Raw genomic sequence first — 26,011 nt, 5'->3', positions numbered from 1 at the left:
GTTTTTAAATTATTTCTAAATTGTTGCTTTTGAGAGTTACTATGTCACTGGAAGCCCTGACCAATGAAGCGCTCGCTGCAATTGCAGCAGCAGAGGACCTTGCTACACTCGACCAGGTGCGAGTGCAATTTACGGGGAAAAAAAGCCAGCTTGCGGAACAATCCAAAGCACTGGGTAAAATGGACCCTGAACAGCGTAAAGAATTTGGTGCACAAATTCATGCTGTGCGTGAAGCAATCAATGCGGCATTAACTGCGCGTCAAACTGAATTACAACAAGCGGCTTTGGCACAAAAACTGGCGAATGAAACCGTTGATATTACTTTGCCAGGTCGTGGTCAAAGCATCGGCAGTATTCACCCAGTTACGCAGGTACAGGAACGTATTTGCCAATTCTTTACCAAAGCAGGTTTTACCGTGGCAACGGGCCCAGAAGTTGAAGATGACTATCACAACTTTGAAGCGTTGAATATTCCAGGACATCACCCTGCGCGTGCCATGCACGATACTTTCTATTTTGATGTGAATCATTTATTGCGTACCCACACGTCGGGCGTACAAATTCGCACCATGGAAAATCAACAGCCGCCTATTCGTATTGTTTGTCCTGGTCGTGTGTATCGCTGTGACTCAGACCAAACACACTCACCAATGTTCCATCAAATTGAAGGCTTATACGTCGCAGAAAATACCAGTTTTGCAGAACTCAAAGGTTTGTTGATTAACTTATTAAATGAATTCTTTGAAAAAGACTTAAAAGTACGTTTCCGCCCATCTTATTTCCCATTCACAGAGCCAAGTGCTGAAGTGGATATTATGGATGAACGTGGTCGCTGGTTGGAAGTTTTGGGCTGCGGCATGGTGCATCCAAACGTGTTACGCGCTTCAGGCATCGACCCAGAAAAATATAAAGGTTTTGCCTTCGGTTTAGGGGTAGAGCGTTTTGCGATGTTGCGTTATGGCATCAATGACTTGCGTATGTTCTACCAAAATGATGTGCGTTTCTTGCGCCAGTTTGCTTAAAACTTTTTAAACAACCTTTCCTAAAATTAGGAGAGGGAAAAGAGATTATTTTTAAATTTTAAAAATCCCCCTAAATCCCCCTTTGTAAAAGGGGGACTTACGCGAAATAAATAGAAGTGTGGGAATTCCCCTCTTTGTTAAAGAGGGGTTAGGGGAGATTCAGGAAATGAATGTATGAAAATTAGCGAAAATTGGCTACGCACGTGGGTTAACCCAGCCATTGACAGCGATACTTTATCGAATCAACTCACGATGCTGGGTCTAGAAGTTGATGATATGTCACCAGCAGCAAAGCCATTTACAGGCGTTGTGGTGGGTGAAGTCTTAACGGTTGAACAGCATCCAGATGCAGATCGTTTACGTGTGACTACGGTAAATATTGGTTCAGGTGAGCCGTTGCAGATTGTGTGTGGTGCGCCAAACGTGCGTGTAGGTATGAAAGCACCTGTGGCAACCATTGGTGCGGTATTGCCAGGCGACTTTAAAATCAAAAAAGGCAAACTGCGTGGTGTGGAATCACAAGGGATGCTCTGCGGCGCATCAGAAATTGACCTTGAAGATAAACTTGATGGTTTATTGGAACTGCCTGCAGATGCACCTGTAGGTGTGAATGTACGTGAATATCTTGATCTAGATGACCATGTCATTGATATCAGTATTACTCCAAACCGTGGTGATTGTTTCAGTATTCGTGGTATTGCCCGTGAAATTGGGGTGATTAACCAATTGCCAGTGAATACACCTGACATTCAGGCAGTAGCGGCAACTATTCAGGATGAAAAAACTGTACAAAGTTTGACGGAAGGCTGCCCACGTTATTTAGGTCGTGTGATTAAAAATGTAAATACCAAAGCCGCTACACCTGAGTGGATGGAGCGCGCGTTGGCACGTTCAGGTATCCGTCAGCACAGTATTTTGGTTGATATTACCAACTATGTCTTGATTGAATTGGGTCAGCCAATGCACGCTTTTGATGGTGCTAAAATTCAAGGTGGCATTCAAGTTCGTCAAGCGACTGCAGCAGAAAAATTGGTGCTGTTAAACGAGCAAGAAGTTGAGCTGCAAGATGATGTGATGGTGATTGCCGATGACGCAAAAGTATTGGCGATGGCGGGCATCATGGGTGGTTTATCTTCTGCGGTAAGTGATGAAACCACAGAAATTTTCCTTGAATCCGCTTTCTTTGCACCATTGCATATCGCAGGTCGTGCACGTCGTTATGGTTTGCATACCGATGCCTCACAGCGTTATGAACGTGGTGTCGATTTTGAATTGCCATTATTGGCGATGAACCGTGCATCACAACTGATTGCAGAATTTGCTGGCGGCGAATTTGGTCCAATTACAGTGGCAGAACAAGCAGCACAATTGCCAACACGTGAAGCAATTGCGTTAAATCAAGCGCAAATCGATCAGCTCTTGGGTTATCACGTTGATGCTACATTTATTACCGATGCTTTAACTCGTTTAGGCTGCGAAGTTACTGTTCAAGCTGAAGGTCAGTGGAGCGTTGTACCACCATCACATCGTTTTGATATGGCAATTTACCAAGACTTAATTGAAGAAGTTGCTCGTATTCACGGTTATGACAACATTCAAATCAGTTTGCCTGTGATTGATGTGCAATTAGCAAAATACCAAGATCAGTTTGAAGTTGCGCAATTACGTCAAACCGCAGTGACTTTAGGTTATCAAGAAGCAATTAGTTTTAGCTTTGCCGATGCAAAATTGGAAAAACAATTAAACCCTGCAGTGAATCCGTTGGCATTGGCGAATCCAATTTCAAGCGATTTGGCAGTAATGCGCTCAACGTTGTTATCCAGCTTAATTCCATGCGTTCAGTACAACGTGAATCGTCAACAAAACCGTGTGCGTTTCTTTGAGTTGGGTTTACGTTTTGATTATCAACATGCAGCAAGCATTCATGACTTGAAGCAAATTCCAACTTTGGCATTGATTGCGGTGGGTGCTAAACATGCAGAATCTTGGCATGCTAAAGCTCAGCCTATGGATTTCTTCGATTTTAAAGGCGATATTGAAGAAATTTTAGCTGCAGGTCGTGTGCAGGTAGAGTATGTTCGTTCAGAGCGTACTTGGTTGCATCCTGGACAATCTGCTGAAATTTTGGTAGATGGTCAGTCTATTGGTTACTTTGGTCGTTTACATCCATCTTTAGAAGATGAGCTGGATTTAGGCACGGCTTGGGTAGCAGAACTCGATCAAACAGCAGTTTTGCAAACTTATGTATCTAATTTTACAGAATTATCACGTTTTCCATCGGTTAGACGTGATATTGCGCTTTTAATTAGTGATAAGATAAATGTAAGCGAAATTCAGCAACTTATTGAAAAAACGGGTGGAGCGCTGTTAGACTCAACTTGGTTATTCGATGTGTATACTGGACAAGGTGTTGAACAAGGCAAGCGTTCTTTGGCTTTTGCTCTGTTATGGCAACATCCAACACGTACACTTGAAGATGCTGAAATTAAATCTGGTATGGATAACATTCTGCAAGTGTTGGAAAACACTTACCAAGCGACATTGAGGGCTTCATGACAGCATTAACAAAAGCAGAAATGGCTGATCATTTAAGTGAGCTCACGAGTTTAAACCGCCGTGAAGCGAAACAAATGGTCGAGTTATTTTTTGATGAGATCAGCCAAGCACTGATCTCTGGCGAGCAAGTTAAACTTTCAGGGTTTGGGAACTTCGAGTTACGTGATAAACGTCAACGACCTGGTCGCAACCCGAAAACAGGCGAAGAAATTCCAATTTCAGCCCGCCGTGTAGTCACATTCCGCGCAGGGCAGAAATTCCGCCAGCGTGTGGGAAATGAGCAGATCGATTGATCTGCTTTTTTTTATGCTTTTTATAAGAGATTTTAGAAAGACGCTGTGATTTAGCAAGACATAGTGATTGATCTTGCAATTGAGAGACTTGAATCAAACTATGGATATGAATGAAAACACTGTAGAGCTGAACAAGACGCTACCTAAGAATTGAGCGTGGAGATGAGAAACCAAAAGGTTATATCGAAATAAATGCCGAATGGGGTTAAGTGTTTTGGTTAAATGCTTTTATATGCTGAATCATCTACTTGAAAAAGATGGATTGAGCGATTTGGAGATATTGTGCTGAGTAAAATAAATTTTAGACAAAATATTCAGAAATAAAAAAGAGAGCCATCGGCTCTCTTTTTGTACTGCATAATCGTATCGATTATTGAGCAGCAGCTTCAGAAGCAGCAGCAGCAGCGTCTACAGCAGCATCAGCAGCGTCAGTTGCAGCAGCAGCAGCAGTGTCAGCAGCATCTACAGCAGCTTCAGCGCCAGAAGCAACTTCTACAGCAGCAGCGTCAGCAGCAGCTTCAGCTTCAGATGCAGCTACAACAGCTTCAGATGCAGCAGCGTTAGCGTCAGCAGCAGCTTCTTCAGTTTTTTTAGCACAACCAACGAAAGCTAAAGTAGTAGCAACTGCAGCAGCAATAGCGATTTTTTTGAATAACATGGCATCACTCTCTAAAATATGAGATTAAAAAAAACCGACGTTAGTCTGTTGTATGCTTTTATTATTCCTAAATTTTGTTAGGCACTAACAACGCAGGCGCAGTCTAACTGGTCTGCGAATATGCTATCACTGCGCTTTTTGAATTGCTACTAGGTTGATTGAAAAAAAGGCAAAAAAACGCGAAAAATACGTGCTTTTTTAACAGAAAATAACAATTAATTTAGCATTTTAGATTGGAGAGTTGCACGGTAACTGGCTAAAAACTAAAAGGTTTTTACTAAATATTTTTTTATAATCATTTACTTAAAAATAAGTTTACATATACCGCGTGCAATTGTGTCTTTATGTAAATTTTGTCAACCAAATAAAAAAGCCATCGTTTTAAGATGACTTTTTTAGGTGTTTTAATATTTATAGCCGTTTAATTGGCTGCTTTACGTTTCATTTGATCAAAGAAGTCGTCATTAGTTTTGGTTTCTTTCATGCGATCAAGCAAGAATTCCATTGCTGCCAATTCATCTTGAGTGTGTAACAATTTACGCAAAATCCAAACTTTACGCAAATTATCTTCACTCATTAAGCGCTCTTCACGACGTGTACCTGATTTTTTGATGTTCATGGCAGGGAAAACACGTTTTTCTGCAATACGACGGTCTAAGGTAATCTCTTGGTTGCCTGTACCTTTAAACTCTTCGTAAATCACTTCATCCATTTTACTGCCAGTTTCAATCAGTGCAGTTGAAATAATGGTTAGAGAACCACCTTCTTCAATATTACGTGCAGCACCAAAGAAGCGTTTTGGACGTTCTAAAGCGTGCGCATCAACACCACCTGTTAAAACCTTGCCTGAAGAAGGTACGACAGTGTTGTAGGCGCGTGCCAAACGGGTAATCGAATCCAGTAAAATCACCACGTCTTTTTTATGTTCAACTAAACGCTTGGCTTTTTCAATGACCATTTCTGCAACTTGAACGTGACGAGCAGGTGACTCATCAAATGTTGATGCAATCACTTCACCGCGCACGGTGCGTTCCATTTCAGTCACTTCTTCAGGGCGTTCATCAATGAGAAGTACAATCAAGAACACTTCTGGGTTGTTACGAACAATCGACTGAGCAATATTTTGCAGCAACATGGTTTTACCCGCTTTTGGCGGTGCCACAATAATAGAACGCTGACCTTTACCAATTGGTGCAACCAAATCTACCACACGTGCGGTTAAATCTTCTGTTGTACCATTACCCAATTCCATCACCAATTGTTCGGTTGGGAAGAGTGGGGTCAAGTTTTCAAATAAAATTTTATTACGTGAATTTTCTGGGGTGTCGTAGTTAATTTGGTTTACTTTAAGCAAAGCAAAATAACGTTCGCCTTCTTTTGGTGGGCGAATAGTCCCTGTAATGGTGTCACCTGTACGCAGGTTAAAGCGACGAATTTGTGAAGGACTCACGTAAATGTCATCTGGGCCAGCAAGGTATGAACCTGCAGCTGAGCGTAGGAAACCAAAACCATCTGACAGAATTTCTAGAACGCCATCACCAAAAATCTCTTCACCATTCATGGCATGGCGCTTTAAGATGGCAAAAATAATGTCTTGCTTACGGTTACGTGCCATTCCTTCAAGGCCCATAAACTCGGCAATCTTGATGAGTTCGCCAATCGGTTTTTTCTTGAGTTCGGTTAAGTTCATAGAGGTTCTGATAGAATAAAAATTCTGGGGTACAGGTTAGAGAGGGAGCAACATTTAGCCGCATTCATACAATAAAATGAAAGCAATTGTATTTGCACAATAACGATTCAGAGCACTGATTCATTGTTTGATTGAAAAATGTGAAAAACAATTTCTGTTGCCGAGCGGCATTTTTGTGTTGTGTCTTTTAAGAAAGCGGATGGAAGATCCTATGTTTCTTGAGCATGCAATATAAGAGAGAAACGGGAGTTTGTCAATTTATAGGCAAAAAAAATACGCCAACAGAGAGCGTATTTTTTTATTCATGATCTGTAAAACAGACTTAGATATTTTCATCAATAAATGCAGTCAATTTAGATTTTGGTGCTGCACCAACTTGTTGCGCAACAACTTCACCATTTTTGAACATAAGTAATGCTGGAATATTGCGGATGTTGTAGTTCACAGCAGTTTGTTCGCAAGAAGTCACATCCACTTTCACAATTTTTACTTTGCCTTGATATTCGTCTGCAAGTACTTCAAGTACTGGTGCAATTGCTTTACATGGCGCACACCAGCCAGCCCAGAAGTCAACCAATACAGGAGTATCTGATTGAAGAACATCTGCTTCGAAGTTTGCATCAGTGGTGTTTACGATGTTGCCAGACATGGATTACGCTCCAAATAATTTTTAAAAATAGCTATACCAATTAGTATTACATAGCCATCTTGAACAAAGTAGGGGGGATCTTTGGATTTTCCATCCAAAATACAAATTTGTCTAATTGATCCTCACGATCACGACAATTCTGTAACACAATTGTCATATATGCAGAATTTTTAAATAGTCGTCAAATTGTGCTGATAAATGGCTTTTAAATTAGGTGTATGTGAATTACTCTAGGCACAATTCTGTCTAGGTTTGTTTGAAGAATGTCTGATTTTTTAATTGATGAAGAGTTACTCGCAGCCATCGATATGGGGTCGAATAGTTTCCACTTAGCCATTGCGCGGGTGGATCATGGTGAAGTAAAAAAAGTGGCATCAATGTCAGAAAAAGTGCAGTTGGCCGCTGGTTTAGATGAAAACAAGAATTTAACCGAAGCAGCACAACAACGTGGTTTGGCATGTTTAGCACGTTTTGTTGGGCGTTTAACTGCGGTACAGTCAAACCGTTTGCGTATTGTTGCCACCAATGCTTTGCGTCAGGCCAAAAACGGACATGAGTTTATTCAAAAAGCTGCAGAAATTTTGCCTAAGCCAATTGAGATTATTGCAGGGCGTGAAGAAGCGCGCTTAATTTATTTGGGTGTATCACACACCATGGCCAATAGTGGTCGTCGTTTAGTGATTGATATTGGTGGTGGTTCGACAGAATTAATTATTGGCGAAGAATTTGAGCCAATTCACACCGAATCTTTACAAATGGGCTGTGTGGCCTATACCAAAGCCTATTTTGCCGATGGTGAAATTAGCAAAAGCAGTTTTGAAAAAGCAGTGGTAGCGGCACGTAAAGAGCTGTATTCAATTGCCAATACCTATAAAGAAGCAGGTTGGGATACCGTTGCAGGCTCGAGCGGCACCATTAAGGCATGTCGCCAAATTACCGTGAATATGGGTTGGAGCAATGAGCAGGAAAATCTCACCCGTGAAGGTTTGGAAAAACTCAAAGACCGTTTACTTAAGTTTAAGCACGTATCAGAAATGGAGTTTGATGGTTTAAAAGAAGACCGTCGAGCAGTTTTGCCAGCAGGTTTGGCCATTTTATATGCTGTGTTTGATGTTTTAAATATTGATAAACTGGTGTATTCCGATGGTGCCTTGCGTGAAGGCGTAATGTATGACTTGTTGGGACGTTTCCAGCATGAAGACATTCGTGACCGCAGTGTACAAGCCTTAATGGGGCGTTATAACTCAGACCCGAAACAGGCTGGACGCGTGGTCAAAACTGCGCAACATTTGTTTGATAGTGTGGCAGAACCATTAAAATTAAATAATGAAGATAGTGACTTATTGCGTCGTGCTGCGTACCTGCATGAAATTGGTTTAGCCATCAGTCACAGCAGCTATCATCGTCATGGTGCATATTTATTGCAACATTCGGACATTCCCGGTTTCTCACAAATTGACCAAAACTATCTCTCGCATTTGGTCGGCAACCATCGTCGAAAGTTACGCCAAGACGCGAAAACAGAAGCACTGAAAGCGGGTGGCAATAAAATTGTTTACTTAAGTTTGTTGCTTCGCCTTGCAGTTTTGGTCAACGCAAGTCGTAGCGATGCGATGCTTCCTGCCATTGAATTAAGCATCCGCAATGCGCAACAATGGCAGCTCAGCGTGTCGGGTGATGCCAAACAGTGGCCATTGCTTGTCGCTGAATTGCACGATGAACAAGTGCAATTCAAGAATTGGGACATTGAATTGAATATTCAGTCGGAACAATTTGTCGATTAAGATTTGGTTAATTTAGGGATAACAGTCGACTTATGAAAAAAGCTGCTCAATCTAAAGCATGGAAAACCGTGCAAATTGCACGTCATCCTGAACGTCCGCAATTTCTAGACTATGTGGGTGAAATTTTCACTGAATTTGATGCCTTGCATGGTGATCGTTTATTTGGTGATGATGGTGCAATGATCGGTGGATTGGCACGCTTTGATGGTCAGCCTGTCATGGTGATAGGTCAACATCGTGGTCGCAGTACCCGCGAAAAATTACAACACAACTTCGGGATGTGTAATCCAGAAGGCTATCGTAAGGCACAGCGTCTTATGGATATGGCAGAGCGTTTTAATCTGCCAGTTTTCACTTTTGTTGATACGATGGGTGCATACCCAGGTGTAGGTGCAGAGGAACGTGGTCAGGCAGAAGCGATTGCGACCAGCTTAGCGCAATTGTCGAACTTAAAAGTACCTGTAATTGCTACAGTATTGGGCGAAGGTGGTTCAGGCGGTGCGTTGGGTATTGGCGTGGCTGACCGTGTGGTAATGTTGTCACACAGTATTTACTCTGTTATTTCACCAGAAGGTTGTGCGTCTATTCTGTGGAAAACTGCAGAAAAAGCCGAACAAGCCAGTGAAGCATTGGCATTGACTGCAGAAAAACTGCAAAAGATTGGTATTGTAGAATACGTGGTTGATGAAGGTGAGGGTGCGCATTTAAACCCTGAACAAGTCATGCACAGTCTGAAAAATGTGTTAAAAGAAGCTTTGGATGAATTGCAAGCGATGGATGCAACACAACGATGCGAAGAACGTTACCAGCGTTTAATGAAGTTTGGCAGCGACAATTTAGGTCTAGCGTCTTAAGCCAATTACAGGCTTTTTCTGCACAGACAAAATTTTTAATCGGATGTAGTGGCGGCATGGATTCCATGCTGCTACTGCATCTTTTGTCGTTTTTGTGCCCTGAAAAAGTACGCGCGATTTATATTGATCACCAATTGCAAAGTCCAAGCGCAGCGTGGGGCACATTGGTGCAAGCCACCTGCCAAAATATAAATGTGCCGTGTGTGCTGCAAAAAGTCAGTGTGTCTGAGGGTAATTTAGAAAATCAGGCACGTCAGGCGCGTTATCAGGCCTATATGCAGCACTTAGATAGCAACGAAGTTCTAGTATTGGCGCATCATCAGCAAGATCAGGCAGAAACCGTATTGCTGCGTTTGTTTTCAGGCGCAGGTGTGCAAGGACTTGCTGCCATGCAAGCTGTCGATGTGCGTGATGACATCAGTATTTGGCGTCCGTTATTGGATATTTCGCGTGAGCAGATTTGCCAATGGAGTGCTGAATTAAAGCTCGATTATGTGCAAGACCCAAGCAATCAGGATGTGCATTATGACCGAGCTTGGGCAAGAGAAATATTGTGGCCTGTCGTGCAACAGCGTTTTCCTAAAATGCAGCAAGCTGTGACGCGTACTGCAAACTTGATGCAAGATACTGAAAACATTTTGGCAGAAGTTTTGGCGCAGGATTTAGCTGCATGTGGCACAGACTCGCAGTTGAATTTAATTCAGTTACAACAATTGTCTTTGTCACGGCAACGTCAGCTATTATCGGCATGGATGAAAGGACAGGCACAATATCGCCCAAGTTTTGATATGGTCGAACGCTTGCAACGTGAGGTGATTCAAGCCAAAGCCGATGCACAAGCGGCATTACATTGTCAGGATTATTATTATCTGCGTTATCAGCAACAATTATTTCGTTTGCCGAAAGCGGAGTATTTAGCTGCAGAACATTTTGAGGCAGAAGAACAAGTGTTATGTTTGCAGGCAGATCAGACTTTTCAAGTGTGGTCTGGCTGTTATCAACTGCAACAAGCCAAAGTCGGTTTATCTGCAACTTTGCTGAATCGTCCGTTAACTTTACGGCCACGTTTGGGTGGTGAAAAAATTCATTTGTATGGTCGGGTGGGCACATGGCCACTGAAAAAAGCCATTCAGGAAGCACAAATTTTTCCGTGGACGCGTCATACAATTCAAATATTAAGCCTAGATAATGTTATGCTAGGCGTTTTTAGCCCCAAAGGCTTTTGGCTTGCACAGTCGGACTATTGTGTCGCAGATGGATGGCAACCGAATTTAGTCTCTTAACGACAAAGAACTCAACGAAGAGCGTGAATCATGAGTGCAGTATTGAATTGTAATATTAGTTTCATTGGCGGTGGCAACATGGCGCAAGCCTTGATTGGTGGTTTGATTGCCAGAGGTTTGCCGCCAACCCGTATTACAGTTTCAGACCCTGTAGAACAAGTGCGTGAATTATTAAAAGAAAAAGATGTGCATGTCACTGAGGATAATTTGGCCGCGATTGCAGATGCAGATATTGTGGTATTTGCAGTCAAACCACAGGTTTTGGCACAAGTATTGCGTCCATTGCACGGTCAGTTTGAAGATAAACTGGTGATTTCGATTGTTGCGGGCGCAGAAATTGCCACGATTTCTGAGTTATTACGTACAGAACGTGTAGTGCGGGTAATGCCAAATACGCCTGCTTTGGTGCAAACAGGTGCACATGGTTTGTATGCAACCGAACAGGTCAATAGCACTGACCGTGAATTGGCAAGTCAGGTTTTGGCAGCGACAGGTTTAACTATTTGGGTAAACTCTGAGGCGCAAATTGATGCTGTGACTGCAGTATCTGGTTCAGGGCCAGCATATTTCTTCTATTTGATGGAAAGTATGATTCGTGCAGGCAAGAACTTAGGTTTAGATGAAAAAGTGGCGACAGCACTGACGTTACAAACTGCTTTGGGTGCAGCACAAATGGCAATTACCAGCTCGAATACACCTGCAGAATTACGCAAAAATGTAACTTCACCAAATGGCACGACCCAAGCGGCAATTGAAGTGTTTGATCATGCGCAAATTTCACAAAATATTCAGGCGGCATTGGCTGCTGCTAAAACGCGTAGTCAAGAATTAGCGCAAGAGTTGAGTGATAGTATTTAATTATTGAAAAACAATGAATTTAAATTTTAGGAAAGTTTAAGTATGGGTGCAAATTCTGCGCTAATTTTTGGCATTATCATTAACGTAGCGATTTTGCTCGTATTCTTCCGTTTCTTAATGCAATTGGCAGCGGTGAGTCCTTATAACCCTGTGGTGCTTTCAACCATTAAAGCCACCAAAATTGTAGATGTATTTGGACGTATTTTTCCAACGGTTGGCAAAGGTCGAGTTAACTCTGCAGCCTTGGCTTTGTTGGTGGTGTTGTATCTACTCAAAATTTTTGGTGTTATGTATCTCAATGGTGCGATGCCGAATAGTCCAATTCACTTACTGATTCTGACTTTTGTGACCATGATTCAGGATTTAATCCGTTTCTGTCGTTATTTGATTTTTGCCACCATTATTTTGAGTTGGGTGGTGATGTTTACTCAATCTCGTGGCCCGTATATTGAGGTGATTCAAGAGTTGGCAGAGCCGTTATTAGCACCATTTCGTCGTTTATTGCCGAACATGGGCATGATTGATTTGTCGCCAATTATTGCATTTTTGGCTTTATATATCGCTGAAATTATTATGAATCAGGTAGCGATTGTATTGCTGACTGGCTTATAAGTCGCATTATCCTAAAACATTAAAAAGGACTCAAATCGAGTCCTTTTTTTGTAGTTTAAGTTTGGGCTGACGACCTTAATGAGTCTTCAGAAATACAAATAACCTGCATCCTGACCTCCTTCTAGGCGAAGGAAGGTGCTGAAAAAAGAGAGCGCAACGACTTTAGTGCGCTTCATCCCAGTTATTGCCTTTTCCGACTTCCACCACCAATGGTACAGAAATTTCCACCACAGATTGCATGACTTCTGCCAACTTCGGCGCGAGTTCATTTGCCGCATCTGCATCGACTTCAAATACCAATTCATCGTGTACTTGCAGCAACATTTTGGCTTGCGCTTGCGGTAACATTTTGTCGACTTCAATCATCGCCATTTTAATAATATCAGCTGCAGAGCCTTGTAATGGCGCGTTAATTGCCGCACGTTCTGCCGCTTTACGTACCATCATATTACGTGCAGCAATATCTGGCGTATAGAGGCGACGACCTAAAATAGTTTCTACAAAACCTTGTTCTAGCGCGACTTGGCGGGTACGTTGCATATATTCATAAATGCCCGGATAACGCTGGAAGTATTGCTTGATGTAGTTTTGTGATTCTTCACGGGTAAACCCAAGCTGACGAATTAAGCCAAATTCCGACATGCCGTAGAGCAGACCGAAGTTTACAGCTTTGGCCTGACGACGCTGATCTGAGGTTACGTCTTCTAAGGCAATACCCAAGACTTCTGCCGCAGTACGGCGGTGCACGTCTTGTCCATGGTTAAAGGCATCGAGTAGGGCATCATCTTGTGAAAAATGTGCCATTAAACGCAATTCGATTTGCGAGTAGTCGGCTGCCAACAACACGCGACCTTCAGGTGCGACAAAGGCTTTACGAATTTGACGACCAATTTCGGTACGAATTGGAATGTTTTGTAAGTTTGGATCAGTAGAAGATAAACGCCCTGTTGCAGTCAAAGCTTGGTGATAACTGGTATGCACTCGATGCGTATCGTTGTTGGCTTGTTTCAGTAAGCCATCGGTATAGGTGCTTTTGAGTTTAGATAAACCACGGTAGTCTAAAATTAAACTACTGATCGGATGCTCAATTTTTTCCAAAACACTTTCACTGGTACTGTATTGACCTGTTGCGGTTTTCTTGCCGCCTTTGAGTCCGAGTTTATCAAACAGGATTTCGCCCACTTGTTTCGGTGAGCTGACATTAAAGTTTTCACCTGCCAATTCTACAATTTGGTTTTCCAAATCTTGCATGGTTTGGGAAAAATCGACACCCAATTGATCTAAAAATTTCAGATCAAGCTGAATGCCATTTTCTTCCATACTGGTCAGCACACGCGCCACAGGCATTTCAATGTTGTGCAAAATATTGACCAATTCAGGATGCTTTTGTAGCTTCGCAGACAGCACTTCATATAAACGATACGTAACATGCGCATCTTCTGCAGCGTAGTGCGCAGCCGTTTCAATTTCAATTTGATTGAAAGTTTTTTGCTTGACGCCTTTGCCTGCAATTTGCTCATAAGATGTGGTCAGGTGGCTTAAATATAAGCGTGCCACATCATCCATGCCGTGACGGGTTGCGACAGAGTTAAGCACATAAGATGCCAACATGGTATCGAAATACCAACCTTGTAAATGAATACCGTGATTTTCAAGCACATGCGCATCATATTTTAAATGATGCCCAATTTTATCCACCGCATTATTTTCTAAAATAGGTTTGATTTGTGCCAAAACCTGATCACGGTTGAGCTGCTGTGGTGCGCCCTCATAATCATGCGCCAAAGGTACGTAATAGGCATCTTTGGCATCGAACGCGATAGAAAAACCAACAATTTCTGCAACGCGATAATCCAGACTGGTGGTTTCTGTATCAAAGGCAAAACGCTGTGCAGTTTGCAAGCGTTGCAGCAAAGCATCCCAATGCGCCTGATCTAAAATGGTGTGGTATGTTGCTGCACCGAGTTGATCATCAACACTGCTTTGCGTGGCTTGATCTTCAGTTTCAATTTCATTGGCTGTCGGTGCGGCGACTGTTTTTGCAGCTTGTTGATAATTGCTGTTATTTGGGTTATTTGGATGATCGAGCGATTGTAATTGATTACGGAATTCTAGCTCGGTATATAAATTGCGTAAGGCTTCAACATTAGGGTCTTGTAGTTTTAGATCGGCATAACCAAAGTTCAGATCAAGGTCACAAACAATGCTGGCGAGTTGATGATCTAGCGCGATGCCATCGGCATTGTCTTTAATATTTTGTCCGACTTTGCCTTTAATATGATCGACATTTTCTAAAATCGCACCAATCGAGCCATATTCGGCCAGTAGTTTTGCAGCAGTTTTGGCGCCAATGCCGGGCACGCCCATAATACCATCAGAAGCATCACCCATGAGGGTCAGATAATCAATAATTTGATGCGGCCATACGCCAAACTTGTCAAATACAGCCTGAATATCCATTGGCTTTTCTTTGAAGCTGTCTTCAAGGGTAACTTTTTCAGTCACCAACTGCGCCATGTCTTTATCGCCCGTAGAAATCAGTACTTGCTGTCCTTCGGCTTCGGCACGTTTGGCTAAAGTTCCAATAATATCATCGGCTTCTGCGCCTGGTAGCATGTAAAGTGGAATACCCAAAGCACGAATTAAAGCATGTAAGTATGGAATTTGCTGAGAAAGTTCCTCAGGCATACTTGGGCGGTCACCTTTATAAATTGGCGATAGTTCGTGACGGAAAGTCGGCTCAGGCGTATCAAAAATTACCGCCATGTGAGTAGGCTGAGTACGACGCATCAACTTTTGAATCGCAGAGATCGCGCCACGAATAGCATTGGTATGTAAACCAGTTGACGTGGTTAATGGTGGTAGTGCGTGAAAGGCACGAAATAGAAAATATGAGCCATCGACCAAGACAAATGGTGGCATGGATTGATTCCTTCTGCAAATAAGCAGTTTATTGTACGTGATTTTTGCAGTTGTCGCAGAAACTGATTTTTAAGGCAAGTGTTGCAGACGCACAGTTACCGAATTGCTGATGAATCCTGATTCAGAATCGTGCTGTCTGTTGTATGATCGGAGCCATGACAATATCAATAAAATGAAGAGCAATGCAGACAGAGCAGAATGAAATTCGAATCATTTGGTTCATGCTATTAATCATAATTTCAATTGGCGCATGGTGGCTCGGTGTGCCGATGCTGAGTTATATCTGTGCAGTTGCTGCGGTGGTCAGCGTGATGTTTTTTGTGGGACGAGTGCAGAACTCACTGGAACAGGTTGTGGATGCACAGTCACAAGTACAACGCCAAAGCTCTAAAACTCCTTTATATATCGCGGCTTTGATTGCTTTTTTAGGGATATTGCTGGATTGGTATTTACTGGCATCGATTGCTTTAAGTGCATGGTTTTTTATGTTGCTGCGATGGTTGCAGCGTTTGGAGCAAGGACTGTATCAATTACAGCAATTACAAAGTGCTGCTAAGCTTCAGGCGCATGCTCAAAAGAGCTATCCCCAAAAGACCAATGCTCAAGAGAGAAAGACTCAAACGCAATTCGCAGAGCATATTTTAGCCAACACATCTGAAGTTGGTGCAAGTCTTTCATCCGCTGAGGCAAATGTGGATGAGGGTGTTATATCAACCGCTTCTCAACCTGAAACTATCACTATTCAATCTGATACTGTATTGTCGAGCGAGCCGAATTCTGTTCGGGAACAAGCAGCTCAAGTTTCTTATCCATATCCAGATTCATATCAAGACCAAGAACATCCACATCAAGGGCATCTACATCAAGAATATTCAGCTCCAGATTTAGCCAAATCCTCAAGGTCTGCCGCCCCTTTTGCAACAGAGTCAGGTGCATCAAGTAACAGTTTATTGCAACAAGCCCAATCATGGCTGTTGCATGGCAATCCTGTATTAAAAGCAGCAATTGTAGTGTTACTCATAGGCGTGGTGTTACTGCTACGTTTTGCTACTGAACATTGGCAATTTAGTTTGGCAGTGAAACTTTTGTTCGTTGCTGGCGTGAGTGCAGCAGTGACAGTATTCGGTTATCTGTTACGCAACAAAAATCGCAGCTTTGCTTTGGGTGTGCAAGGTTTGGGGTTGGCTGGGCTGTGTCTGACCTTATTTTTTGCCTATTACAATTTGGTCATTCCAAATTTAGCTATCGCCAGTCTGTGTTTTATTGTGGTGATGGTGCTCACGCTCTGGCTGAGTTTAAAACAACAATCAGTCGAACTTGCCCTCATGGCAATGCTGATTGCGTATTTCGCACCGTTTACTTTACCTGTTCGTAATGCAACAGCCATTGAATTTATTGCCTATTATTTGCTGATTAATATTTCGGTTGCCATTTTAAGTAGTTTACGTCCGTGGAAATATTTAAATCAAATTGCGTTTTTAATGACGGTTGTGGTGGGTGGCAGCTATGCCTTTTATCATGGTTATATCTTTGAACGGCAGGTGCTAACGCTTTTAGTTTTGGCGCATGCGGCTATTTTTATTTGGTTGGGTTTTCGCTTTAGTCAGCTTTTGGCACAGGAAGATGTCGCCACGTTTCAGCTGAAACCTATTTTAGACCTTGCCTTGATTTTTGGCGCACCCATTGTCGGTTATGCCTGTTTATATCTGATGTATTTTGAAGAAACAGCAGAGCAGGCAGCCTTTAGTTTGTTATTTGCGGTGGTTTTTGCAGGTTTGTATTGGCTGGCCAAACAGCATCGGCAGACACAATTTATTGCACAAAGTTATTTCAGTTTGATGCTGATTTTTAGTGTGTTGATTCCACCTATTTTACTGCCTGAACAATGGAGTGTCATTGGTTGGGCATTACAAGGCGTGGCTGTGTTTATTTTTGCCTTTATTCAATATTCTAAAATTAGCCGTTATTTGGCACTAGGTTTGTTTGCCGTAGCGGGCTTATCTGGGCTGTATTATTTAGTAGAGTTGCCTTATTTCGAGCGCAGTATTTATTGGGTACTGAGCCTAAGTTATGCCACGGTTGTGGTGTTTTCCAACAGCCGTGCAGCTTTCAGACAACAACTGAGCACAGCAACCACGAGCGTACTGTGTTTAATGATGTTGTCTGCAACCAGTTTATGGCTATGGTTAGGTTTAGATTACTTTGATGGAGAACTTGCAACCGTACAGACGCTTTTGGCGGTGGTGGTCATTTATTTACTTATCAACGAAGTACTACTTTCTCGTCAAGCGACATGGTCATGGCTATTGCCCAAATGGTTAGGTCTAACGCCAGTTTCGCTCACTGCAGCAGGTTTATTATTCAGCCGTAGCTATGATGGAGCGGTGCATTGGGTTTCGGGTACTGAACGTCTGCTATTTGCCTTGTTTGCAGGCGTGCTCAGTGTGTTGTGGTTGCGTCCTTTATGGACTGTCCGCAGCGACAAAGAATGGCTGAGTTTAGGACTGTTACCCATTTTGGCGATGGCGAGTTTAACGCTGTTACCACAGCATCCGTATAGCAGCGTGGTGATTTTACCATTGCTCTTTGCGGCGTGGTGTTGGTGGCAACAACCGGATTCAGATTGGCGCAAATTTTGGTATGCGCGTAGCAATTTAATCTTCATGTTGATGTGGATGCTATGTTCACAACTGTTGACTGAACACGCATTTTACGGCTATGTACTGCCTATTTTGAATCCATTTGATTTGGTCAGTATAGCCATGTTGGTGGCTATTTTGTGGATGTTGAATCTGCAACGCAAAACCCATTTAGACCAAGGCTTGGCAGCGGTAATTATGGTCTTGAGTTTACTGTGGCTAAGTAGTTATGTGCTATTACGTGCCTTACATCTGTATTTGGGAACGCCAATCAACCAAATTGCTGTTTGGCAAGATGCCACTGTGCAGCTCAGTTTGACCTTGCTTTGGGTGAGTTTGGCTTGTATCGCCATGTGGATTGCCAGTCTGAAACAATTACGTGCCTTGTGGATTTTAGGCAGCAGTATTTTGGTGATTGTGACCTTAAAATTGGTGCTTTTAGATTTATCTAATATTGGGACTTTAATGCGCGTGCTGTCATTCTTTGCTGCAGGTTTAGGTATGCTACTGATTGCATATATCGCCCCAATTCCTGAGCCAGATCTCGCAAAAAACAACACTTCGCCGTCTTCCAAAGCTTGAGCAGATCCTCAAGTTTAGTTAGAGGCAAAGTGTCGAAGACTGAAACGATTACTTTAAGTCAGGTTCTCGTTTCAGTGCTTGGGCATTGGCATATTGATCAAGTTCTTCATTATTTAAAGGGCGCGATAAAGGATGATCAACAAAACCCATTTTGGGTACAGGAATTTCGATTTGGTTGTCTAGGAAACCATTACGGATACGTTCCTGCATTTCATCACGTACCTTTAAAAAGTTTTCTTGCTGACACCACACCGCAAACAACAATTCAATTGAAGATTCACGGAAAGCTGTAACTGTCACCGCGGGTTTAGGGTCAGACAGCACGAGCGGATATTGATTGGCGACACTGAGCAACACTTCACGCACTTTAATAATATCTTCGTGAAAATTAATCGCGAGGGTAATGGGCACACGTCGGATTGGAAACTTGGACAAGTTATGCACGGGTGCACGAATCAATTGTTCATTGGGTAAACGCACATAAATATTGTCTTGGGTCAGCAATTTAACTGAAAGTAAGTCAATTGAGATCACTTCACCTTCAATGGTGTGTCCGCGAATCAGGGTGATTTGAATGGTATCGCCCACTTCAAAAGAACCTTCGCCAATCAGGAACATACCACTAATTAAATTGGATGCCGAGGTTTGTGAGGCAAAACCCAAAGCCACGGTTAAAATACCCGCTGCACCTAAAAACACGCTGAGTTTAAAGCCTGCTTCTTTCAGGCTCGCCATCACAAACAGCAGGAAAATAAAGTAAAAAATCCCGCGTCGCCAAACTAAGCGTTGATGCGCATTAAAACGTGCGCCAATAGTGCGTACAAAAGTATTGGAAACAAAACGTGCAATTAAGAAACCAATCAAAGACAATACAATTGCGACCAAAATTTCGGTCAGACGATCTGTATTGATACTGGTAAAAATTCCTTTGAGGCTGTTGGTGATTTCTTTGGAAATATTGGAATCTGCCATAACATCCTCTTAGAAAAATGAATCAAACATATTAAATAAAGCACCTGCCGTTTCACGCGGTGGTTGCAAATAGGTCACTTCACCTGCATGTGGCGGGGTGCGATTTTCAATCCGAATTCGTGGCGGGCGGTCTAAACCTTCATGCATCACTTTAATTTGTGAAGTCCATAAACGACCTGTACTTTCGCTGAAAAATAAAGGCAGCGCAGGCACAGGCACATTCATTCGGTCAAAACGCAATTGTTGATTGCTGGTGTTGTGAAATTCAATCGGCGTGACGGCACGAAATGCACGTGGTTTTAATTGATGTAATTCGGTACGGCCATCGACTGCTGTGGCATAGCAAATTTCACCTGTACGATGATTGGGGCCAAACCAAGTATCTTTCGGGCGAATAATCGGCAAATCAAAAATGGGTTCACGTTGACCATCGACAAAGGCAGACATCCACAACGGTGTGCTGATATACAAGGTGCCGCGTTGCCCCGCAGGAATATAAATTGGATCGACAGGTTTAATCACCACTGAACGGTCTGCCAAACGAGGCATGAGCTGTAATTTACTTTGTGTAGATTTGAACATATAGCGTTCAATTTTCACAGGTTGTGGAAAGGCAAATTCAGGATCATCAATGTTATGCCATTGCTGTTCATAATCGTATTGAACCTGCGGGCGATAATATTCCAAACGCCATTCTTGCATACCACGGGTCAAACGTACTAAGAGTGAGCCAAATTGCCACGTTTTAGGACGATTGAGCTCAAACTCATAGTCACCCCACCATTTTAATTTAGCCGAATCAGTTTCTGAAATCTCATGATTTTGTGACAATGGCCTATCCCTTTCTTGATAAATCAGCGAAAACAGACTTCACGCTGTCATACGCTTAGAGTACACTCAAATTAAATTTTTTCATCATTATTATAATCGCTGATGCAAGTACTGAAACAATTACAAATACCGTATAGCTTTGCCAAACGCCATGGGGTGTTAATTCGTTATGAGGGCGATCATGCCTTTATTGTACGTCGTGAAAATACGCCGATGCTTGCCATTCAGGAGGCGCGTCGTTTTTTGGGGCATCCTGCACAGCATCAACTTTGTAGCGATCAGGAATTTCACCAATTATTAAGCAGCAGTTTTGCAGGTGATACAGGCGAGTCGCAGCAAGTCGCTGCGGGATTGGAAGATCACCCTGACTTACTCAGTTTGGCCGATTCAGTTCCAGAAGCAGAAGACCTGATGGATCAGGAGGATGATGCACCGATTGTACGTTTAATCAATGCTTTACTGTCTGAAGCGATTCGGGTTGGCGCATCGGATATTCATATCGAATCTTTTGAGAAAAAACTGTCAGTCCGTTTGCGGGTCGATGGTCAGTTGCGTGAAATCGTGCAACCGCGCCGTGAACTTGCGCCTTTATTGGTGTCACGTATTAAAGTCATGGCAAAACTGGATATTGCCGAAAAACGTATCCCTCAAGATGGTCGTATTTCGCTCAGACTAGCAGGTCGTGAGGTCGATGTACGTGTATCAACGCTGCCATCTTCGCATGGTGAGCGGGTGGTGATGCGTTTGCTGGATAAGCAAGCAGGTCGTTTAAACATGACGCACTTGGGGCTGATGCAAAATGATTATGAGCGCTTAAAGCAACTGGTACATCGACCACATGGAATTATTTTGGTTACAGGGCCGACGGGGTCGGGTAAAACCACGACCTTATATGCGGCTTTGTCAGACCTGAATGATGGCTCTAAAAATATTTTGACTGCAGAAGACCCGATTGAATATCAACTAGAGGGGATTGGGCAAACACAGGTCAACACCAAAGTGGATATGACCTTCGCTCGTGCTTTAAAAGCCATGCTGCGCCAAGACCCAGATGTGGTGATGGTGGGGGAGATTCGTGACTTGGAAACTGCTGAAATTGCGGTGCAGGCCTCTTTAACGGGTCACTTGGTATTATCTACACTACATACTAATACGGCTATTGGTGCAGTCACCCGTTTAAAAGATATGGGAATCGAGCCGTTCTTGCTGTCAAGTTCATTAATTGGGGTGATCGCGCAGCGTTTAGTGCGCACCTTATGTTCGCACTGCGCCACATGGCATGCTGCAGATGACTTTGAACAAGAACTCTTTAAAAGTGTGACCGATGCAAGCGATTTAAAACTTCCGCAACCGAAAGGCTGTGAACATTGCTCACATACAGGTTTTACGGGGCGTACTGCAATTTATGAAATTGTCCCTGTGGATGAAGCAATGCGCCGTTTGATTCATGGCAATGCCGCGGAATATGAACTAGAAGATTATGCACGACAGCAATCAGGTTCGATTCGTGAAGATGGATTGCGTAAGGTATTGGCAGGTAAAACTACCTTGGAAGAAGTGCTGCGCGTGACCAATGAAGCGGCTGAATAGCTAAAAAGTAAGATGAGAAATAAAAAGGGTTGATCGTTATATTGTTGATCAACCCTTTTTTTATTGAAATTTGATTTTAAAATTGCAATAAACGACGATGCTGCATTAACGGCATCGACTCTCGAATTTTGCTTTGTTCGTCTAAATCAAAGGGCACTGTAATCAGTTGCGTACCTTCGTCTTGCACCATTGACAATAACTGTCCGCGTGAATTGGCAGCGCCTGAATGTCCCCAAGTCTGACGTTTTTCACCATGCCAACCTTGTTGGGCTGCACCTAAAACCTGACATTGACTGTCCATGCCACGCGCCTGCAAGAGCAATTGCCAATGCATTTGACCTGTGGTGTAAGTAAAAGCCGATGGCGCAGTTAAAATATTGGCGCCTTGCGCACGTAAAGTTAAGGCCAATTCAGGAAAGCGCAAGTCATAACACACCATTAAGCCAATGTTGCCAAACGGTGTTTTCGCCACAACGACTTCAGAGCCGGGTTCAAAAAACTTAGATTCCTGATAACCACCAACAGAGTCACCAACTTGCACATCAAACAAATGAATTTTGTCATAACGTGCTTCAGTTTTTTCTGGGCTAATACATAAACTGATCGTACGCACACGACCATCTGCAATTGTTGAACCATCAGGGCGATATGGGCAGGGCAATGTACCCGCCACAATCCAGATTTGATATTGATGTGCAAGCTGTTCCAAACGCTGTTGAATACTTTCAAACTGTGCCGCGGTTTCGCATTGTTTGCCTGCTGCAAAGCAAACAAAGTTTTCTGGAAAAACGATCAGTTCTGCACCATCGGCTTTACTTTGTTGAATCAATGTTTCAATGATTTTGAAGTTTTCCTCAATATCATTTTGTGAGTTCATTTGAGCAACAGAAAGTAAAGTCATCAAAGCATTCCTGAGTGAAGATCAAGCGTTCTGCTGATTTTGCTCAGCACATTGATCGAGATTATCTTGTTCTTTTTGTAGCTGTTTCACCAAAGGTTCGAACATATTTTGGTTGTTTTCATTCAGCTTCATGAGGGTTTTATGGGCATCTAATACCGTAGTGAGCATATTGCTATGCGTGACGTGTTCTTCTACCAGCTCACGCGTGCAGACAGTTGGGTCACCACAGTAATTTAAAATCACAAACACCTGTCCTAAGCCCATGCTATTGGCGAGCGTAGTAATGTCTGGATTAGTAGAGAGCATAACTGCTTGAATGTTATGGATTTGTTTCAGTTTTAAGCCTAGCTTAGCCAATACACCTAAAACTGTACTGTCAATAAATGTAGTTTGGGTTAAATCTACAATTGCACCCACCACATTAGATTGCTGTTCAATTTTACTGAGTAGTTTGTCTAGACTAATACAAGATTGGGCACGCACTTCGCCAAAAAGCTTAAAGATATGCGTTCCATTCAAACTTGCATATTCAACATGACCTGTTGACATATAAATGCCATTTGCAGAGAAGGATTAGATAATTATCCCATAGCGACTATATAGACTCAAGTGGCTTACAGTCGTATATCTTGGGTTGAGAAGTTAACTGGCTGATTTATTGGTTATTTTGTTCGACACAAACTCAAGATCGCAATATCATCTGCTACATGATCGGGGGCTTGGAATGATTGATTTTGCAAGTGAAAGACCAATTGTTCAAACTGTTCATTCAAACCACCACTATAAGGTTCTAACGCACCATCGGAGCAGATAATAAACCGCGCCTGTTTATTTAATACGCACTCAAATTCCTCAACTTCTAAATCTTCAGTCAGTCCCAAAGGAAAACTACTGGTATTTAAAATTTTAGGTGCTTGATTGGGTTCGATAATAATGGCAGGTGGATAATGCCCCGCACTCGACCAACGCAGTTCGTGGGTTTCAATATTTAAAATCCCACTAATCATGGTGATATGCTTTTCAATATTTTCTTGAACCAACATGCCATTCAGCTTCTTAATCAGTTCGCGTGGTGTTTTGGAGCGACCATGAAATGCAGCCATCCAAGACGTTAGTAAACTACTAGTTACACCATGCCCAGAGACATCGGCTAAATAGAACATGATTTCTTTATCACTGATTTTCCAGTAATCAAACCAATCGCCCGACAAATAAGCCGAAGGCTTAAATAACGTATCTACACGGTAGTTGCACAGTTCAATAGGATTGGGCAGTAATTTTTTTTGTAGTTCAGCAGCTGAAGGTAAGTCGCGGCTGTCTTGATTGCGTTTATATTGTGCGTCTATTTTGCGTAAGGCTTGTGGTGGATTTTCTGGTAAACGACTCCACAACCAACCTGCTAAAGCGCCTTGTTCCCATGCTTGCACCAATGCTGTGCCTTCATCTTCAAAGGCCAATACAATCGTGGGTAAATTCCATTGATGTGTTAAATAATCTTGCACATCGGCAATTGCAATAATGGTTGGGTCATACAAGCTGATGTCATCTATGTGAATCATTTGCACACTAGGAAGTGTGTCGAGCACCTGTTCTAGATATGGAATATCACGTGTGGGTTGAATGAAATACATAGAGTTTTGTGTTGACCCTGAACCTAAACAAAGCGTTACTATAACAATGCCTGAATACTCAAGGAAAGTAAAAACTCACCTTGAGTAAAATGTTTTACAAATTATTCTTTGCTTTCTTCAGGCGGGTTTATTTCTTCTTGATCATCAAAAAGTTCTTCGCTTTCATCATCTACAAAAAAAATACTATCTGCATCGAGTCCTTTCTTTTCCGCAATTTCAAAGTTTTTACGTTGCAAGTAAATATCCCGAATCGCGGCATATTTATCGCCCTGTAATACTTGTTCTACATCTAGGAGTTGCGAGCGTGTATCTAGGCCGCGCATAACTTGCTCCGACCAATATAAACGGTCATTGCCATCTAAAATGTATTTTTGTGGACGCGCCTGACCATCTACAAGTGTGCCAAAACCATCACGGAAAGTACTTGGGCCGTAAAATGGTAACATAACATAAGGCCCTGAAGGGACACCGTAGTAGCCCAAGGTTGTACCAAAATTTTCTTCTTCTGTGTCTAAACCTAAACGACGTGCAGGGTCAGCCATGCCTAAAGTGGTAATCGTATTTAAACTAAAACGACCTAAAGTTTTAGCGGCACGTAAAGGACGACCTTGAATCAATTGGTTAACCGCATTCCATGGTTCACCCAAGTTTTTACGAAATTGACGATATGAACCGCGCACTTCACCAGGGACTTTCTTTGTATATTGAACCGCAAGTGGACGCGCGATATTACGATCTAACATATCGTTGAATGCATAAATCTGACGGTTTAAAGGTTGCAGTGGGTCTTTGACTTCATCGGGTTGTGCAGCATTTGCATTCACTTTTAAATCTTTGGCTTTTACATTTTTTAATTCTTTAAGCGCATTCAAACGACTACTTTTAGTTTCAGAAGATGAGTCTGCCGCAATAACTTCAGTAGTTTCTTCTTGAGCAACTTCTTCAGTAGAAGGCGTTGTCGCATGTGTTGAGGTGATGAATCCTAAAGAAACAAGGCACACCCAAAGATATTTTTGTTGATACATAAAGAATCCTAGCGCTTAAATCTGAGTAAGCAAAAGCTGTTATATCGCCGATGGGTATATAGTAACAGTTAATTGAAACGATGTATTAAAGCAAATTTGCTCAAAATGTGTGTAGAAAAAGCAAAAATGAACAAAAAATAAACACCCGATATATTTCTTTTGAAAAAAGTCTTGCAAGGTAAAATATTTGCCCTATAATGCACATCCATCGGCGGTGATGAAGATTAAAACTTCTGATAAAACAATGACTTGATTGAAATCGATTGGGTTGGGTTTTAGAAAGAAAGTTTAAAATAATTTAAATTACCAGTTGACACTTTAGAAATAAAGCGTAATATAGCTGACCTAGCTTGATGCTGACGAAGCATCGAGAAGATCATTAAGAGATTATGAAGAACAACTTGTGTGGATTTTTACTGATTGATTGATCGAAAATATTTCATTGATTGATTGGTTTAAATTACTCGAAGTTTATTTGAGCGAAATTTAAGTCAGAAAATTGATGAGCCAGATTTGGAAGTTTAGATTAAAGCTTCAAAATGATTTTAACTGAAGAGTTTGATCATGGCTCAGATTGAACGCTGGCGGCAGGCTTAACACATGCAAGTCGAGCGGGCGAGGTTGCTTCGGTAACTGAGCTAGCGGCGGACGGGTGAGTA

20 protein-coding genes and 1 rRNA gene are annotated in these 26,011 nt (G+C 42.3%); 11 read left to right on the top strand and 10 right to left on the bottom strand.

Annotation, left to right across the window (positions count from 1 at the left end):
* The first annotated feature begins 41 nt into the window (after positions 1-41).
* The 3 genes from pheS to FTU70_RS11210 all read left to right on the top strand — a co-directional run bounded on the left by pheS (position 42) and on the right by FTU70_RS11210 (position 3,871).
* On the top strand, positions 42-1,022 hold the full coding sequence (pheS, locus tag FTU70_RS11220; RefSeq protein ID WP_004975156.1) for a phenylalanine--tRNA ligase subunit alpha: 981 nt from the start codon (positions 42-44) through the stop codon (positions 1,020-1,022).
* A gap of 174 nt (positions 1,023-1,196) precedes the next feature.
* Positions 1,197-3,578, top strand: a complete 2,382-nt coding sequence (gene pheT, locus FTU70_RS11215) for a phenylalanine--tRNA ligase subunit beta (RefSeq protein ID WP_180060594.1) — start codon at positions 1,197-1,199, stop codon at positions 3,576-3,578.
* Complete coding sequence (locus FTU70_RS11210) at positions 3,575-3,871, top strand: integration host factor subunit alpha (RefSeq protein WP_004649746.1); 297 nt, start codon at positions 3,575-3,577, stop codon at positions 3,869-3,871. The genes pheT and FTU70_RS11210 overlap by 4 nt, the downstream gene beginning before the upstream one ends.
* 370 nt (positions 3,872-4,241) lie before the next feature.
* Here the strand turns inward: FTU70_RS11210 and FTU70_RS11205 are convergent, their stop codons facing one another.
* The 3 genes from FTU70_RS11205 to trxA all read right to left on the bottom strand — a co-directional run bounded on the left by FTU70_RS11205 (position 4,242) and on the right by trxA (position 6,868).
* Positions 4,242-4,529 (bottom strand): hypothetical protein, encoded by a 288-nt coding sequence (locus FTU70_RS11205; protein ID WP_004975160.1) that lies wholly within the window; start codon positions 4,527-4,529, stop codon positions 4,242-4,244.
* Between the two features lie 421 nt (positions 4,530-4,950).
* Positions 4,951-6,219, bottom strand: a complete 1,269-nt coding sequence (gene rho, locus FTU70_RS11200) for a transcription termination factor Rho (protein ID WP_004975162.1) — start codon at positions 6,217-6,219, stop codon at positions 4,951-4,953.
* Between the two features lie 322 nt (positions 6,220-6,541).
* On the bottom strand, positions 6,542-6,868 hold the full coding sequence (gene trxA / locus FTU70_RS11195) for a thioredoxin (protein ID WP_004975164.1): 327 nt from the start codon (positions 6,866-6,868) through the stop codon (positions 6,542-6,544).
* Positions 6,869-7,131: 263 nt separating this feature from the next.
* Between trxA and ppx the strand changes: the two genes are divergently transcribed.
* From ppx to FTU70_RS11170, 5 genes are read left to right on the top strand one after another with little or no spacing between them, the layout of a single operon-like run.
* A complete protein-coding gene (gene ppx, locus FTU70_RS11190; protein ID WP_180060593.1) occupies positions 7,132-8,652 on the top strand; it encodes an exopolyphosphatase in 1,521 nt (506 codons plus the stop codon).
* A gap of 32 nt (positions 8,653-8,684) precedes the next feature.
* Positions 8,685-9,506, top strand: coding sequence for an acetyl-CoA carboxylase carboxyltransferase subunit alpha (locus FTU70_RS11185; protein WP_004975170.1), 822 nt, complete (start codon positions 8,685-8,687; stop codon positions 9,504-9,506).
* A complete protein-coding gene (gene tilS / locus FTU70_RS11180) occupies positions 9,443-10,789 on the top strand; it encodes a tRNA lysidine(34) synthetase TilS (RefSeq protein ID WP_180060592.1) in 1,347 nt (448 codons plus the stop codon). The genes FTU70_RS11185 and tilS overlap by 64 nt, the downstream gene beginning before the upstream one ends.
* A gap of 30 nt (positions 10,790-10,819) precedes the next feature.
* Positions 10,820-11,647, top strand: coding sequence for a pyrroline-5-carboxylate reductase (gene proC / locus FTU70_RS11175; RefSeq protein ID WP_096902428.1), 828 nt, complete (start codon positions 10,820-10,822; stop codon positions 11,645-11,647).
* Positions 11,648-11,689: 42 nt separating this feature from the next.
* Positions 11,690-12,259, top strand: a complete 570-nt coding sequence (locus FTU70_RS11170; RefSeq protein ID WP_004975174.1) for a YggT family protein — start codon at positions 11,690-11,692, stop codon at positions 12,257-12,259.
* Positions 12,260-12,421: 162 nt separating this feature from the next.
* Here the strand turns inward: FTU70_RS11170 and polA are convergent, their stop codons facing one another.
* Entirely contained in the window at positions 12,422-15,181 is a 2,760-nt protein-coding gene (gene polA, locus FTU70_RS11165; RefSeq protein ID WP_180060591.1) for a DNA polymerase I, read from the bottom strand.
* A 182-nt stretch (positions 15,182-15,363) separates the two neighbouring features.
* On the opposite strand from polA, the gene FTU70_RS11160 reads away from it, so the two are divergent.
* On the top strand, positions 15,364-18,402 hold the full coding sequence (locus FTU70_RS11160; protein ID WP_180060590.1) for a DUF2339 domain-containing protein: 3,039 nt from the start codon (positions 15,364-15,366) through the stop codon (positions 18,400-18,402).
* 48 nt (positions 18,403-18,450) lie between these two features.
* Here FTU70_RS11160 and FTU70_RS11155 read toward each other — a convergent pair whose 3' ends face one another.
* Entirely contained in the window at positions 18,451-19,374 is a 924-nt protein-coding gene (locus FTU70_RS11155; protein ID WP_096902425.1) for a mechanosensitive ion channel family protein, read from the bottom strand.
* A gap of 9 nt (positions 19,375-19,383) precedes the next feature.
* Positions 19,384-20,205, bottom strand: a complete 822-nt coding sequence (locus tag FTU70_RS11150) for a hypothetical protein (protein WP_004975182.1) — start codon at positions 20,203-20,205, stop codon at positions 19,384-19,386.
* A gap of 102 nt (positions 20,206-20,307) precedes the next feature.
* Between FTU70_RS11150 and gspE the strand changes: the two genes are divergently transcribed.
* A complete protein-coding gene (gspE, locus tag FTU70_RS11145; protein ID WP_004975184.1) occupies positions 20,308-21,795 on the top strand; it encodes a type II secretion system ATPase GspE in 1,488 nt (495 codons plus the stop codon).
* Positions 21,796-21,871: 76 nt separating this feature from the next.
* Here the strand turns inward: gspE and FTU70_RS11140 are convergent, their stop codons facing one another.
* The 4 genes from FTU70_RS11140 to FTU70_RS11125 form a co-directional block, all read right to left on the bottom strand.
* Positions 21,872-22,696, bottom strand: a complete 825-nt coding sequence (locus FTU70_RS11140) for a carbon-nitrogen hydrolase family protein (protein WP_154320390.1) — start codon at positions 22,694-22,696, stop codon at positions 21,872-21,874.
* Between the two features lie 21 nt (positions 22,697-22,717).
* Positions 22,718-23,245 (bottom strand): anti-anti-sigma factor GigB, encoded by a 528-nt coding sequence (gene gigB, locus FTU70_RS11135; protein ID WP_004975187.1) that lies wholly within the window; start codon positions 23,243-23,245, stop codon positions 22,718-22,720.
* 113 nt (positions 23,246-23,358) lie between these two features.
* Complete coding sequence (gene gigA, locus FTU70_RS11130; protein WP_096902424.1) at positions 23,359-24,327, bottom strand: RsbU family protein phosphatase GigA; 969 nt, start codon at positions 24,325-24,327, stop codon at positions 23,359-23,361.
* Positions 24,328-24,428: 101 nt separating this feature from the next.
* Positions 24,429-25,352, bottom strand: coding sequence for a VacJ family lipoprotein (locus tag FTU70_RS11125; RefSeq protein ID WP_180060589.1), 924 nt, complete (start codon positions 25,350-25,352; stop codon positions 24,429-24,431).
* 546 nt (positions 25,353-25,898) lie between these two features.
* Between FTU70_RS11125 and FTU70_RS11120 the strand changes: the two genes are divergently transcribed.
* Positions 25,899-26,011: ribosomal RNA gene (locus FTU70_RS11120) — 16S ribosomal RNA — on the top strand; the annotation flags it as partial.

It is taken from the genome of Acinetobacter sp. YH12135 (assembly GCF_013418565.1).
Taxonomy (GTDB): Bacteria; Pseudomonadota; Gammaproteobacteria; order Pseudomonadales; family Moraxellaceae; genus Acinetobacter; species Acinetobacter towneri.
This window is presented reverse-complemented; position numbering and strand designations above follow the sequence as displayed.